General features: G+C 63.6%; 11 protein-coding genes and 1 pseudogene. 4 read left to right on the forward strand and 8 right to left on the reverse strand.

The features are described 5' to 3' along the window. Position 1: 1 nt before the first annotated feature. From A3ES_RS0131400 to A3ES_RS0131415, 4 genes are read right to left on the reverse strand one after another with little or no spacing between them, the layout of a single operon-like run. Entirely contained in the window at positions 2-964 is a 963-nt protein-coding gene (locus A3ES_RS0131400) for an SMP-30/gluconolactonase/LRE family protein (protein ID WP_237745108.1), read from the reverse strand. A gap of 49 nt (positions 965-1,013) precedes the next feature. Continuing rightward, positions 1,014-1,799, reverse strand: coding sequence for an ABC transporter permease (locus tag A3ES_RS0131405; RefSeq protein WP_020390815.1), 786 nt, complete (start codon positions 1,797-1,799; stop codon positions 1,014-1,016). Next, the gene (locus A3ES_RS0131410; RefSeq protein WP_157630846.1) at positions 1,796-2,575 is read right to left on the reverse strand and encodes an ABC transporter permease; all 780 of its coding nucleotides are present in this window, start codon (positions 2,573-2,575) and stop codon (positions 1,796-1,798) included. The genes A3ES_RS0131405 and A3ES_RS0131410 overlap by 4 nt, the downstream gene beginning before the upstream one ends. After that, positions 2,572-3,549, reverse strand: coding sequence for an ABC transporter ATP-binding protein (locus A3ES_RS0131415; RefSeq protein WP_020390817.1), 978 nt, complete (start codon positions 3,547-3,549; stop codon positions 2,572-2,574). The genes A3ES_RS0131410 and A3ES_RS0131415 overlap by 4 nt, the downstream gene beginning before the upstream one ends. A 170-nt stretch (positions 3,550-3,719) precedes the next feature. On the opposite strand from A3ES_RS0131415, the gene A3ES_RS0131420 reads away from it, so the two are divergent. Beyond that, the gene (locus A3ES_RS0131420) at positions 3,720-6,311 is read left to right on the forward strand and encodes an ATP-binding protein (RefSeq protein ID WP_020390818.1); all 2,592 of its coding nucleotides are present in this window, start codon (positions 3,720-3,722) and stop codon (positions 6,309-6,311) included. A 233-nt stretch (positions 6,312-6,544) separates the two neighbouring features. Here A3ES_RS0131420 and A3ES_RS0131425 read toward each other — a convergent pair whose 3' ends face one another. Together A3ES_RS0131425 and A3ES_RS0131430 are read right to left on the reverse strand one after the other, a co-directional pair. After that, the gene (locus tag A3ES_RS0131425) at positions 6,545-7,402 is read right to left on the reverse strand and encodes a hypothetical protein (RefSeq protein ID WP_020390819.1); all 858 of its coding nucleotides are present in this window, start codon (positions 7,400-7,402) and stop codon (positions 6,545-6,547) included. 438 nt (positions 7,403-7,840) lie between these two features. Then, positions 7,841-8,389: a GNAT family N-acetyltransferase gene (locus tag A3ES_RS0131430; RefSeq protein WP_237745114.1), complete on the reverse strand. Its 549-nt coding sequence runs from the start codon at positions 8,387-8,389 to the stop codon at positions 7,841-7,843. Between the two features lie 577 nt (positions 8,390-8,966). On the opposite strand from A3ES_RS0131430, the gene A3ES_RS0131435 reads away from it, so the two are divergent. The 3 genes from A3ES_RS0131435 to A3ES_RS54430 all read left to right on the forward strand — a co-directional run bounded on the left by A3ES_RS0131435 (position 8,967) and on the right by A3ES_RS54430 (position 12,492). Then, entirely contained in the window at positions 8,967-11,510 is a 2,544-nt protein-coding gene (locus tag A3ES_RS0131435) for an FG-GAP-like repeat-containing protein (RefSeq protein ID WP_020390821.1), read from the forward strand. A 247-nt stretch (positions 11,511-11,757) separates the two neighbouring features. Continuing rightward, positions 11,758-11,949: an alkaline phosphatase family protein gene (locus tag A3ES_RS57255; RefSeq protein ID WP_420323158.1), complete on the forward strand. Its 192-nt coding sequence runs from the start codon at positions 11,758-11,760 to the stop codon at positions 11,947-11,949. Between the two features lie 369 nt (positions 11,950-12,318). After that, a complete protein-coding gene (locus A3ES_RS54430; protein WP_157630847.1) occupies positions 12,319-12,492 on the forward strand; it encodes a hypothetical protein in 174 nt (57 codons plus the stop codon). Here A3ES_RS54430 and A3ES_RS49060 read toward each other — a convergent pair. Together A3ES_RS49060 and A3ES_RS49065 are read right to left on the reverse strand one after the other, a co-directional pair. Further along, complete coding sequence (locus A3ES_RS49060) at positions 12,489-12,869, reverse strand: IS3 family transposase (RefSeq protein WP_083933824.1); 381 nt, start codon at positions 12,867-12,869, stop codon at positions 12,489-12,491. The two genes, A3ES_RS54430 and A3ES_RS49060, sit on opposite strands and share 4 nt — an antisense overlap. A 40-nt stretch (positions 12,870-12,909) precedes the next feature. Then, a pseudogene (locus tag A3ES_RS49065) lies at positions 12,910-13,128 on the reverse strand (transposase); the annotation flags it as partial. Between the last annotated feature and the right edge of the window lie 301 nt (positions 13,129-13,429).

Here is a 13,429-nt window from a genome sequence, read left to right on the forward strand (position 1 = left end):
GTCAGGCGTCGACCAGGACGACTTCGTACTGGTCCGCGGTGGGTGGGACGCCGGTGTCGAACTTTGCGTTGACGGCAGCGAGGGTGTCGCCGAAGAGGGCAGCCGTGGCTGGGACCTGGAACAGAGGGCTCGTGATGGTCTTCTTGACCAGGCCGCTGGACAGATCGTTGTTCAGTGCGATTCGGGTGATCTGGTTGGAGAAGCTCTGCACTGCCCACAACCGGTTGTCGTCCAGCACGATGCCGTCGACGGTTGGTACGCTGACACCGGTGATGTGGGCGCTCGTTCCTTTGGCGGGGTTGACGGTGTAGAGCTCGCCGTTGCCTGTGTGGGCGACGATCAGGGTTCTCCCGTCCTGTGTGGCGGCAATGCCGTTGAGATTGAATTCGTCGCCGGTGTCGGCGGCTGGTCCGCTGAGCAGCAATGTCCTGAACGGCCCGAGGTTTCCGTACTGGCCGATCGGGATGAAGTGGAGCCTGGCATGGAGGGTGTCGGTGAACCAGGCGCCCTGGGGTGTGATTGCGACGTCGTTGATGAGCGAGGTTCCGCGGTCGCCGAGTTGGAAGGTGGCCACGGTCGCACCTGAGTCGGTGTCATATACGTACGCTTGCCCGGTGAATCCGCCGGCGACGAAGAGCAGATTGTGCCGGGTGTTGACGGCCATGCCGACGGCCATGCGGCCGGTCGGTGCGTCGATGAACGGGGCGGCTGTGCGTTTCTCGATGTCGCCGCGGAAGATGTCGCCGGTGAAAAGATCCCCGGCGTAGAAAGTAGTACCTTCGCCTGCGGCGATGCCCTCGGCGGAAGTAGCGCCGGGCAGCACGATCGTCTTGAAGACTGAAGTAGCCGACGCGTGGGCAGCTGTCGACGGTGCAAATGTGTTCGTCCCGGCAAGCAGTAGCAATGGCAGCCCGGCCCACAGTACGCGGGCCATCAAACGGTGGCTTCTAACAACGTCATACATCAGTTGTCCTCCAGCAAGTTGGTAAAGAGTGCTCAATGTGGCGTGCCTACTAGACGGTGATGAGGGTGGCGCCGCGTCTGTCGCCGGCTTCGAAGAGGCGTAGTAGCGCGTAGCCCAGGAGGGCGTAGACGCCACCGATCAGGGCTTCGATGCCAATGAGGCCGGCGACTTGTGACAGGGCGGCTCCGTCGGCGACCTTGCGGGCGGCTTCGATGCCGTGGGTCAGTGGTAGGCAGCTACTGATGGCGTGGAGCCAACCGGGTAGGACGGCGGGGCGCACGTTTGCGCCGCAGAGAAGCAGCATTAGCGTGTAGGACAGGTTCGAAATGATCCAGATGTCCTTGAGTCGTAGGGCCAGTGCGCCGAGCGTCAACCCGAACATGGCGCAGGACACCGCCGACACGAGGACAACGATTCCGAAGGCAGGCAACGCAGTAGCCGGCATCCGAAAGTCCAGCAGCAGGACGCTGGTGCAGAGGACGAAGGTGGTCACGACTATGCCGTTGGCGATCGGTAGCACGGCCCGTCCGAAGTACAGCGCGCCGCGTCTGGTCGATGTCGCGATGACTGCGGAGAAGGTGTCGAATTGGCGTTCGTTGCCGAGCAGGAGGACCATCCCGTAGATGCATCCGATCGCGGTGGCCTGGATCGCGTTTCCGACTACGAAGAAGTTGTCATCGGCCAGGCCGCTGTAGCGGCCCAGGTAGGCGAAGAACAGGATCTGGAATGCTGGTGAGATCAGCATGGTCGGGATGTAGACGGCTGTCTGTTTGAAGTTGAAGAGCGCCTTGTACGCAAGGAGGCCGCCGCGGAAGAAGACTCTCGCGCTGTTCATGCGAGCGCCAGACTGGCTCGCTGCCGGGCGAGCCGCTCGAAGTGACGAACGGTGAGAGCTGCAAGCGCGAAGTAGCCGATGGCCAGTCCCAGGCATGCGCCGATTGCGGGTAGTGGATGTCCGCCGATCATGGAGGTTCTGATTGCTTCTGCTCCCCAGGTGGTGGGGAGCAGCCAGGAGACGGGTCGTACCCAGTCCGGCAGGAGACTCACTGGGACCAAGAATCCAGAGGCAAGCCAGACTGGATACCCGAGCATGTTGGTCAAGGCGTTGGCGTGCCGGAAGAGAACGAAAACAGATGCCATCAGCATGCCCAGCATGCCGAGGCCGATCACGGTGGCGGGAACCGATGCCAGGAGCAACCATGGGTGCTCGACGCCGAGTGGCACATCGAACAGGAGCCATCCCCAGACCAGCGTCGCGGCCAGTGAGTACATGCCGACGGTGGCGGCCGCGAGCGTGATGGGTGCGAGCACGAGAACGAAGGGGACGGGCGCCACGATCAGAAGTTCCAGGATTCCGGCATGGCGCAGGAACGTGAGGGCCTGGCCTGATCCGATCAAGGTCACGATCCATACGCCCAGCATGCCCGCGCCGATGGCGGCGTACAGGAGTGCGTCGGGCCGGTTGCCGGCGCGGAACATGTAGGCCGCGATCGCTGCGAAGATGACTGGCTCGATCAGGCTCGACATGATGAAAAACCCGAACGACGATGAGTCCTTGACCTGAATGGCCCAGCCACGCAGGAGCATCCTGGGTACGGCGGCCCGGCTCACGAACGCGTCCCTTGGGTGACCACGTCTACGTAGGCGTCCTCGAGCGTCGGTTCCCGGGTGGCTATCCGGCCGACGCGGGCATCACCCAGTCGGGCCAGGATGGTCTGTGTCAGCTCCAGGCCCGATGCCGACTGAACGCGCAGCAGCTGGCCATCGTCGCGCTCGTCGAGGGTCACGGCGACGACACCGGGAATCCGGCGCAACTTCTCAACGGCGTCAGCGGTGACGGCGTGGGCCTCGATCTCGACAACCGTCCGATCGGCGACCCGGGCCTTCAGTTCGGCTGGTGAGCCCTGCGCGAGTAGTTGGCCTTTGGCGATGATGCCGACCCGATCGCACAGGGCGTCGGCCTCGAACATGTAGTGGGTGGTCAGGAGGATGGTTTTGCCGGCCGCGGACAGCGCGGCGATGGTCGTTCGCAGTTCGCGGGAGCCGACTGGATCGACGCCGATGGTGGGTTCGTCGAGGAAGATCACGGGCGGGTCGTGCAGGAGCCCACGGGCGATGTGGAGTCGTTGTCGCATTCCTCGCGAGTAGCCTTCGACGCGCTCGCGTTCCCGTCCGGACAAGCCGACGATGTCGAGGACTTCCGCGATGCGTTTCCGCTGGATTCGTGGTTCGACGGCGTACAGGTCGGCGAAGTATCGCAGGTTGTCCAGGGCGTTGAGCCGTTCGTAGAGTCCACGGTCCCCGCCGAAGACGTAGCCGATCGACGCGCGCACCCGAGCGGTCTCGGTCGCTACGTCGTAGCCGAGGACACGTCCGGTACCGGCGGTGGGCAGGAGCAAGGTGGTGAGCATCTTGATGGTTGTGGTCTTGCCTGCTCCGTTGGGTCCCAGCAGTCCGAAGAGTTCGCCCTTGTCGATGGTGAAGCTGACGCCGCGGACCGCCTCGATCTCGTGGGTTCGCCGCCGCAGTACCCCGGTGCTTGTCCGGTACGAGCGCCGCAGCCCGTCCGCTTCGATCACGCTCATTTTACTGCCCTCCATGATCCTGTCGCCTGACCCGAGCCGTCGGCCCAGGTACGGCTTGTGATCAGTCAGCCATGGTCGGCTTCGATCAGGATGTTTGTGGCCTTAGTGTCGAAGCAACTGCCTGGTTATCGAGGCGTCGGCTCAAACTTCTGGCATGAGAACATCTGGTTATGGCACGGTGGATTCTTGAGCGTGAGCACGAGCTTGCCGAGCTAGCCGACGCAGCCCGCGCCGCGGCAGCTGGTGATGGATCTGTCGTGCTGATGTACGGCGAGGCGGGGATCGGCAAGTCGAGCCTCGTCGACGCGGTCCGCGGACAGCTACCGGCCGAAGGGCGCATGCTGATCGGTCACTGCGACGATCTGGCAACTGCACGCGTCCTCGGTCCATTCCGCGACCTGATCGGAAGCGTGGGCGCCGACCTCACAGCGGCTCTCCAAACGGGGGCCGACCGCGATCAGCTGCTCGCTGGTCTCCACGCTGAGCTGAACCGGACCGGCCGCCCGACGGTGCTGGCGATCGAGGATGTCCATTGGGCTGACGAAGCCACTTTGGATGTACTGCGCTACCTGGTCCGCAGGATCACGCAATGGCCGAGCGTGCTGTTGCTGACATATCGCGACGACGAAGTCGGTCGTGACCATCCGCTGAGCCAGCTCCTCGGCTTGGCGTCGGGCAGCGTGCGGACCCGGCAGTTGCCGCTTCGCCGGCTTTCGCCAGAGGCGGTCGATGAACTGAGCAACGGACTTGACATTGACCCGGCAGAGGTCTTCGCGGTGACATCCGGAAATCCCTTCTTTGTCAGCGAAATCCTGGCGACGACGCCTGGTGCCGGGGTACCACGCACCGTGGTGGACGCAGTACTGGCAAGACTCCGGAGTCTTGACAGCGCATCGCGCGGTGCCGTCGAGTACCTGAGCGTTGTCCCCTCTGCCATTGATCGATGGCTTGTGGATGCCTTGATCCCGGGCGGGGTGACGAGCTTGATCACGAGTGAGGAGCGCGGCCTCCTGACAGTGACACCGAGGCGAGTAACGTTTCGGCATGAACTCACCCGTCGCGCCATAGTGGATGCGCTGCCCGCAAGCAGACGTATCGATCTCAATGAGCGGGTATTGAATGCGCTCATCGAACACGATGGCGCCGACCTATCTCAACTTCTGCACCATGCGGCCGAGGCCGGCAACGAGGAAGCAATCCTACGATTCGGCCGTCCCGCCGGAATCGCTGCAGCACAAGGTGGTTCCCATCGAGAAGCCAGGGCTCACTTCCGGCTTGTCCTCGGCTATCGCAGATCGTTCACCGCGGCTGAGGAGGCAGATCTTCTGGAATTATCGGCTATCGAGTGCTACACCGTGGGGGACGATGACCGAAGTGCCAGCGAGGACCAGAAGGCTGCCGTCGCGCTCCGTCGCAGCGTCGACGATCCAGTAGCGCTGGGAACGAGTCTGCGGTGGTTGTCGCGCCTTCTCTGGTGGCACGGCGACCGGGCGGGGGCTGAGGATGCAGGTCACGAGGCCATCGAAGTACTTGAATGTACCGGCGACCGGCGACTGCTTGCGATGGCCTACAGCAACCTGTCACAGCTCGACATGCTCGCCGAGCGTAATGCCGAGGCGATCGCTGGCGCACAGCAGGCGATCGTGCTGGCGCGTGAGACCGGCGACGCAGCCGTGCTCAGCCACGCGCTCAACAATCTAGGCGCGGCCAGTTGGCGAACCAACGATTTCAACGGTCAACCGGCCCTGACCGAAAGCTTGAAGGTCGCTCTGAGAGCCGGCGAAAGCGAACATGCTTGCCGTGCGTACGTGAACATTGTCTGGCAGCTGCTCGACGAGCGGCGCCTCGCGGAGGCAGCGACGTACCTGGCAGAGGCGATGGAGTTTGCGGAACGGCTGGAACACATCGCCTTCCTAGATCACATGTTCGTTGAGAAAGGCAGGATCGAGCTCGCTCGCGCACACTGGGCTGAAGCAATCAACTTGATCGCGCGCGGCCTCGACTCGCCTCGCATAACACGGGCCCCCGCGTTGATCCTGATGACCCGTGCGATGATCCGATCGGGACAAAATGCACAGACCTTGCTGACTGAGGTGCAGCACCTCGCCAGCAACCTCAGTGAGGTTCAGGTGACCGGGCCGGCTGAGTCGGTTATGTGCGAAGACGCGTGGCTCCGCGGTGATCTCGACACCATCCGGCGAATAGCGAGGCCTGTGTACGACGAGGCAACCGTGCGTCGGCGACGATCAGTCCAGGGCGAACTGGCCTACTGGCTGAGCTTGGCGGGCGAGGAAGTCGCACCGCTGTTTTTGGACGACCCGTACTCAATGCAAGCGGTGGGGCGCTGGCAGGATGCTGCGAAAGTGTGGGGCGATGCGGGTTATCCCTACGAACAAGCCTCGGCGCTCGCACAAAGCCCCCGTACAGCCGACCGCCTCGAGGCGCTAACCATGCTCGACTCCATCGGCGCACGACCGTTGGCTCGGCGTATTCGGTCCGAGTTGCGTGCCGCGGGCGTCACAGGCATACCGCGTGGCACCGGAATGGAAACCAGACGCAACCACGCCGGTCTCACCAGACGACAACTCGAAGTACTCGGCCTACTGGCGCAGGGACTGACCAACGCCGACATCGCCGACCGCCTGGTCTTGTCAGTCCGCACAGCCGACAACCATGTCGCCGCCATCCTCGACAAGCTGAGCGTCCATACCAGAGAAGACGCTGTCGCCCGTGGACGTCAATTTCTCAGCACCGCAGACTAAGCCAAGGCTCGCCACAAGTAGCTGGGCGATTGCTAGTACTACGGCAGTAGAACCTGATCCGACGCGCCATGCCCGGGCAGGGCTCCAGCGGCTTTGCGTGCCAGGTCCGCCAGCAACCCGTCAATGGCACGCCCCGCGGGTCGGCCACGCCTCCACGCGCGGGAAACACCCGCCCATCTGAACCGCACAACACATCGGCTTACCTGCAAGGCCAATCAGTTAACGGTCACGATCTACATCTGTGTGACGCACACAATGTCGGCGCGGAGGATCCAGGGTGTGTCGTCGGGTCGGGTGGCGATTGCATGTGCTGTGCCGACGGGTTGGGTTCCAAAGATGTCGATTGTTGTGCGGGTGATGTAGCGATCGGTGCTGTTCGTGGCTGCTGGGTTGATGAGCCAGCCCACGGTGGTGAGGCTCCAGACTGTTCCTGGGCAGATCCAGGCATCCGACTTGGTGATGCCGACCGAGGGGGACTTGTCCGTATTGAAGTCGACGGTGCTTGTGACAGAGGCGCAGATGGCGTAGGCGGATACCGACCAGGGTTCGTTGAAGCCACCCGGGCCTGCGTCGGACACGGCGTGCGCGTTGACCGAGTTGGCCGTGCTGGTCGTGTAATTGAGCCGGTCGATCGACACATGTCCCCATCCGTTGCTCAAGGATGCGCCGCCACCAACCAGCCTGGTCTCGGAAGGGCACCGCGCGGTCGCGGCGCGTGCGGCGCCTTGGCCGAAGGCCGAGGTACTGGTGATCAGCACATAGTTCGCCAGTGTGCTGGCGCAGGCAACTGTCGCGGTAATCTTCCAGGAGAATTCCGTTCCGCCGTTGCCGGTGCCGGGTTCGACGATCTCGCCGGCGCCAACGAGCAGGTCGGTCGCGGACGGGATGAAGTCATCGAGCACCACCGCCCCGTCGGCGCCTTCCAGTGCGAAGAACCCGCCGACGACCCGAGTACCTACGGGACAAGCAACGCGCACCGACTTGTAGACAATGGAGTCAACCATTGTGCTGGCAGAGAGATAGATCAAGCCGGGAACCTTCGCCTGCGCCACCAGACTCGAACCGGCAACGAGAGCGAATGTGGCCACCACCGTGCCGAGAATCCGTCCTAGCCGTCCGCTGAGTCGAACGACTCTCTTTGTCGTCATTCGCTTCTCCTTCGATCCGTTAGCACGCCGCTGGGCGACCAGCGACCGCAGGTACGTCGCAGAGACTGACATCGACTGATGGGCAATCACTGGGAAGTACCCCGGCGGGTAGTTGATGTGGCTCGCCCCCGGCAGACGCCGCGAACCACGCGCATGGTGCCGCCGATGATCGGCACGAGGGAAGACTTCGTCGTACGGATGCCGTCGAGTCGGGAACTGGCAGCTCGCCAGCTCGGCGCGCCCGGTTCCCGGTTCCCGGTTCCCGGTTCCAGCAGCCGACCTCTAGTGCTAAGTGCAGCGGGGTTACGCCGACTGCGTCCCAAGGAACGCGGAGAACCATTCGAGTGGCGTTCGACTCGCCTTTGGGGACATTGCTGGTACTCAAAGGTCCGCCGACGGCGGCTGGGCGGAGCCGGCGAGGCGCGACTCAACTGCAGGCCACTCCTCGGCAAGAAGAGACCACACCTCCTCGTCGCGGCGGAGGCCGTCGAATTCGAACGACGAACGCAGCAATCCCTCTCTTGTCATGCCTAGCCGCCGAGCCACAGCGCTACTTCGCGCATTGCGTGGATCGTTGCGCCACTCGACCCGGCTGATACCGCGTTGCTGGAAGGCCCAGTCGATGAGACAGCGGGAGGCCCGAGACGCTAGTCCACGGCCTTGCATCTCGGGCGCAAGCCAGACCCCAAGCTCGCTCGTGCCTCCGCTGGCGTTGAAGTTGGCCAGCCTCACGCCACCCACCAGGACCTCACCCACCCGAATTCCATAGAAGTGGTCGGCATCGCGGGCGTGCGCATCCGCTACGCGTTGCAGAAAGGTGCGCGCGGAGTCGGCGTCGTTGATGTACAGCGCCCACGGAATCCAGGGCGCGAGATGCTCTCGAGCACCCTCAACAGCCGCAGCGAACTGGCCGGCCTGCCAAGGCTCCATCAGCTCCAACTCGGCGTCATCACCGAGCGACGAGGTAATCACTAATGCTCCAATCGGGATCGGTCTGCAATCTTCTAACAGATGCGATTTGCGCCGACCGGGCAGGGCTCCAGAGTCGGCTAGTGATCCACTTCCCCACGAAGTTCTATCGGTGGAATGTGAGTAGCTTTAGGCTCCGCTCGGTCGTACCGAGTGGTTGGAGGACCACACCCGTCTTCCCATCAGTCTCCAAGGGGCCTGAGCCACAGTTGGCGCGCGGCCGGGCACGCTTCGAACGGCGGTACCAGACTAGACGGGGAGTATCCGTATGACTGTCAGCATCCCGACGTTTCGCCGCGGTGCAGGACGCGCGGGCCGGAAGAGATTCGCCGCCATCATCAGCATGGCGCTGGCGCTAGCAGTGGCGCTCGGCTGGTCAGTCACAAGAACAGCACAGGCCGACGAAGACCCAGACTGGAACCATTGCATAAGCTACGGCTGGTCGTCACCGAGCTTCTCTGCGGGTCCTGCAGATATCCAACTCGGAGGCAACGTCACCCTCCGGTGGAGTGTGAAGATCACCCCTGATTGTGTTGGGGTGTTGTCCGTCATGCTCGACGGCCGTCCGGTCAGTGCCCAAGGCTCACTGGTCGATCAGCCGCAGTCGACCAAGACCTACCGGCTGACTATTCAGAGGCCGGATGGCTTCGAGGCGAATTTGGGCAGTGCCAATGTACGAGTCACGGTCCCCCGCAACGTCACGATTTCGAACAACAGCCAGCAGGCCTTGTTCCGGCAGGCGATCGCGACGCCGAAGACCGTCGTACGGATCCAGGATCACGTCGACCTCGACCTCAGCGGCTATGAATCCCTCGTCATCGCCGACGGGGTTCATATCCTCGGCGGCCGGACGTCCACCAATCCCGGACCGCGGCTGTTCACCACCACCTCACCGAAGATCCTGCTCGAGACCGACTTCTCCAACAACGCTGACAACATCAGGATCAGCGGTATCCGTCTGTACGGCGGTGAGATGGGCATCGTGAGCAAAGACACCCCCGGATCAACGGGGATCGTCATCTACTCCAGCATCAACGTCGAGATCGACAACAACGAGATCTACGGGTGGCAGGGCACTGGGGTCACGGTCCGCGATCCTCGCCAGCGCTTGAGTATGCAGAATGCGACCGCGGTACGGATCCACGACAACTACATCCATCACAATCGCCACAAACGACGCGAAGGCTACGGCGTCGTCACGTACGACGGCGCGTACACATTGATCGAGCGAAATGTCCTCGATTTCAACCGGCATGCCCTCGCGAGCGACGGCGAGAACGGCACCGGCTACCTTGCCTACCGCAACCTAGTCCTGCCTGGTGGTGGTGAGAACACCTGGCTGACCGATACCCACATGTTCGATGTCCACGGCACCGAGTCCTGTGGCGGCAAGTCTCAGTACTGCGGCCCAGCCGGCGAGTACTTCGACTTCCGCTACAACACGATCGCCTACAACGACGGTACGTCGATCAAGGTGCGCGGCAAGCCGGCCGTGCGAGCCGATGCAAGCTGGAACGTCTTCTCGCTCAGCCGCGATTGGGAAGGCCCAACGCCGCTGATCGAGCCCGGCGCCTTCTACCAGACCGAGGGCAACAACCTGAACCGCTCGAACAACGATTTCGGGGTGAGCTTTCCTGAGCTCAGGCTTGGCGTCTCCTTGCCCGGCCTGTGCGACTTCGACGCCGATGGGAGAAAGGACAACTTCCTCGCGACCGGGGCCACGTGGTGGTACCGCAGCACCCAGGGCTGGTTCTACCTCAACACCTCCAGAACGAAGCTGGCCGATCTCGACCTGTCCGACTTCAATCACGACGGCCGTTGCGACGTACGAACCAAAAGCGACGGCGTCATCTTCAGCGGCGGCCGGACCGCGCCACCAGCCCGCATCGACCTGCTCTGGAAGTCAACCGGTACCGCGCTGTCGCGGGTTTGGCAGGTCCGCAATGGCACGGTCCAACGCGACTATGTGTCCGGCAACTACAGCACTGGCTGGAACCTGGCCGGCAGCGCCGACTTCAACGCGGACGGCATTACGGACAGCGTGTTGCGCGGGCCGAACGGGGAAGTTGCAGTCCAGGCCGTCAATCACCTAGGCGAGCTGGTCCCCGACATCGGATCACTGCAGGACCTACGGGGAACCTTGCCGAAGACAACCACTCTCGCCGCGACCGGCGACCTCAACGGCGATGGCAGGGCCGATATCGTCTGGCGCCATCAGGACGGCCAGATCGAGCTCTGGCCCGCCGGCCAGAAGGACAACGCCGCAACAATCAATCAAGGCGACGACCCGACCATCATCGTCGGCGGCGCCTGGCGCATCAAAGGCGCAGGTGACTTCAACCTCGATGGTCGCTCCGACCTGCTCTGGGCCGACGATGATGGCCGCCTGTCGATCTGGTACATGGACGGACACCACGTCTCCGCGACGTACGACCTGCCGCCACCGCAGACCCAGGACCCGTTCAAGTGGGTATATCAAGGCGTAGGCGACTTCAACGCCGACGGCCGCTCCGACATACTGGTACGCCGCCCCGACAACGGAGCGCTCAAGATCATCTGGCTCCACGGCACTCATCCCAGCGCCTCCTACCCCAACTTCCAGAACAACCCCAGCCTGCTGGCCGGCATGGATTGGAAGGTGGTCGGCATCGCCGACGCCAACGCCGACGGCCGCTCAGACATCGTCTGGCACCATCAGGGCGGAAACGTAGCAATCTGGCTGATGAACGGCGGCAGCTACGCCGCGGACATCTACCCCACTTCTCCCGACCTCCCGCTGGGGACCGCTTACCAAATCGCCGCCGTCCGCCAGGTCTTCCAGTACGGGACAGGCGTCGTCCTACCCGACGTCCCCCCAGGCAACGTCACCGTCCCAAACGTCAAAGGCAGAACAGCCGCGCAAGCCCAAGCCGACCTCACCGCCGTCGGGCTCAAGGCCGGCACGATTAAGCCCGTTGTCGACAAGACCTGCAACAGCATCGGCAAAATCACGACGCAAAGCCCAACCGCCTACACCCCCGCCCCCCGAGGCAGCACCATCAACCTGACAGTCGGCTCAAAGCCGACAACCCCATGCCCTTAGTAGGCCAGAACAGCCCCCGCTTCTCGCTCCGGAAGGAGAATGACCGAACTCCATGTCACGCCGATCTGGATGACGAGCTAGGGCTCGAGTGGGCTGTAGCGCTGCCGGCTACGGCACTTGCCGGCTTCACAATGCCCACTGCTCAGCCAGCAGCGCTGACACCGAAGGTTCTGGTCATCGGCGTTGACAGAGTCAACTGGGCGCCAAGGTTGTCGAGGCGAACGCCCCGACTCTCGGCAACCTTGCCCTGAGCACATTCGCGGAGAGCCCCTTTCCGTACTGCGGTGACGTCTCCACCTCCAAGAGCGGCCCCGGCTGGTCCAGCATCGCGTCCGGTGCCTGGCCAGACAAGCATGGTATGAAGGACAACAGCTTCAGCGGCAATAGGATCTGCGAACACGCTTTTCAGACGCCTTCGACGCCCTGGCCGCCCACTTGAACCCGCGGTCCTATGAGAGCGTCATCGGTCCACTGTCCTCGGATGGACACACCGGCCCCCAGCCGGATGGACTGGCAATCCCCTGAAACCGTAGAGACCTGAGTCTTGTTGTTTCGGTTTGTGGGCCGGCGTCCCGCTTGCTGCGTGAGGAACTCGCCCGGAGTCGGGGTCAGGGCTGGGCGGAGGCCTCCCGAGGGCTTGGCCTTGACGTCGACGAGGACGAGGTCAGACTCGGTGTGCGGGAGCCGGTCGTTCCTGCTGCCTGGTCGTGTTGCGGCTCGTGGCCCGTGGGGAGGGTGAGTTCGTAGGTGATCGGGTAGCGCATCCCGATCACGGACTGGCGCCGGTCGTGGTTGTATTCCTCGATCCATGCGGCGACCCGGGCGCGGGCCTGGGCGAAGACGACCCGGCGATCGTGGGCTTGCCGCCGCGGACCGCGACCGCCATCACCAGCGCGTCGTAGGCGAGGCCAGCATCGTGATGCTCCCGACCGCGAACCCGACGATGCGCCGCGAACCCATGTCCAGCACGCTGTCCAGCTAGAGCTTGCCCTCATCGGTGTTAATCTCGGTGCCGTCGCCATACCACTTGCGGTTCAGCCGGTCGGTGGCGAAGTCACGCCGGATCAGGTCCCGTGCCCGCCACTTGCCTCGCCCTTGGCTGGTGGTCTGCTTGCGGCGCCGCTTGCGCCGGGCCTGCAGACCGAGCTCCCGCATGAGTTCGGCGACGGTGTTCTCACTGACCCGCCATCCCTCGTCGCGCAAGTCGGCGGCGATCCGCGGCGACTCGTAGGTCCCGTGATGCTTGGCGAACCGCCGCCCGATCGCCACCTTCAACTGCTCCCGCGGCGCGTGCCGGGGCGAGGCGTCGCCGTGGCGCCACTTGTAGAACCACGCCCGGCACACCACCGCGTGAGGCACCCGATGCTAAACCCTCTGGGTAGCGATGAAGGCGCCATGGCTACCGGCCCATCGCATCCTCGACCCAGAGGGCCACCGAGCGCTTGAGCACAGCGCGCTCCATCGCCAGCTCCGCGTTCTCCCGCCGCAACCTGGCCAGCTCGGCGCGCTCGTCCTCACTCAACTGCCCGTCACCACCATGGGCCCGCCGGTCCCCGGCCACCCAGTTCGCCAGCGTGCCCGAATTGATGCCCAACTCCCGGGCGACCTGCGCGACTGGCCTGCCGGACGATCCGGACCGCGCCCTGCCTGAACTCCCTGATCAAACTTCCGTCGTGCCTTACCCATCGCCCTCACCTCAAAGGAGATGTCTCCACGCTACGAGGAGAAGCCCACCTGCACGCGACATGACGACTATGTGGGCCACCATCGACCGAACCCGCCCACCGGATATCGAACTCGGCCCCTTCACCCGATGGCCAGCATCGCCACCTGGCTCGACAGCCTCTGAATATGCCAAACATGATGCCCATCAGGCAAGGGCAGACCGAGTGCAGGACGGCACAATCCGAAGGTCACGG

This window comes from Kribbella catacumbae DSM 19601, from assembly GCF_000372465.1.
GTDB classification, from domain to species: Bacteria; Actinomycetota; Actinomycetes; order Propionibacteriales; family Kribbellaceae; genus Kribbella; species Kribbella catacumbae.

What these genes read in the sequence shown, in the direction of transcription:
- A3ES_RS0131400 (WP_237745108.1), bottom strand. Translation starts at nt 964, where the DNA reads ATGTATGACGTTGTTAGAAGCCACCGTTTGATGGCCCGCGTACTGTGG.
- A3ES_RS0131405 (WP_020390815.1), bottom strand. Translation starts at nt 1,799, where the DNA reads ATGAACAGCGCGAGAGTCTTCTTCCGCGGCGGCCTCCTTGCGTACAAG.
- A3ES_RS0131415 (WP_020390817.1), bottom strand. Translation starts at nt 3,549, where the DNA reads ATGAGCGTGATCGAAGCGGACGGGCTGCGGCGCTCGTACCGGACAAGC.
- A3ES_RS0131420 (WP_020390818.1), top strand. Translation starts at nt 3,720, where the DNA reads ATGGCACGGTGGATTCTTGAGCGTGAGCACGAGCTTGCCGAGCTAGCC.
- A3ES_RS0131430 (WP_237745114.1), bottom strand. Translation starts at nt 8,389, where the DNA reads ATGGAGCCTTGGCAGGCCGGCCAGTTCGCTGCGGCTGTTGAGGGTGCT.
- A3ES_RS54430 (WP_157630847.1), top strand. Translation starts at nt 12,319, where the DNA reads ATGCGGCGACCCGGGCGCGGGCCTGGGCGAAGACGACCCGGCGATCGT.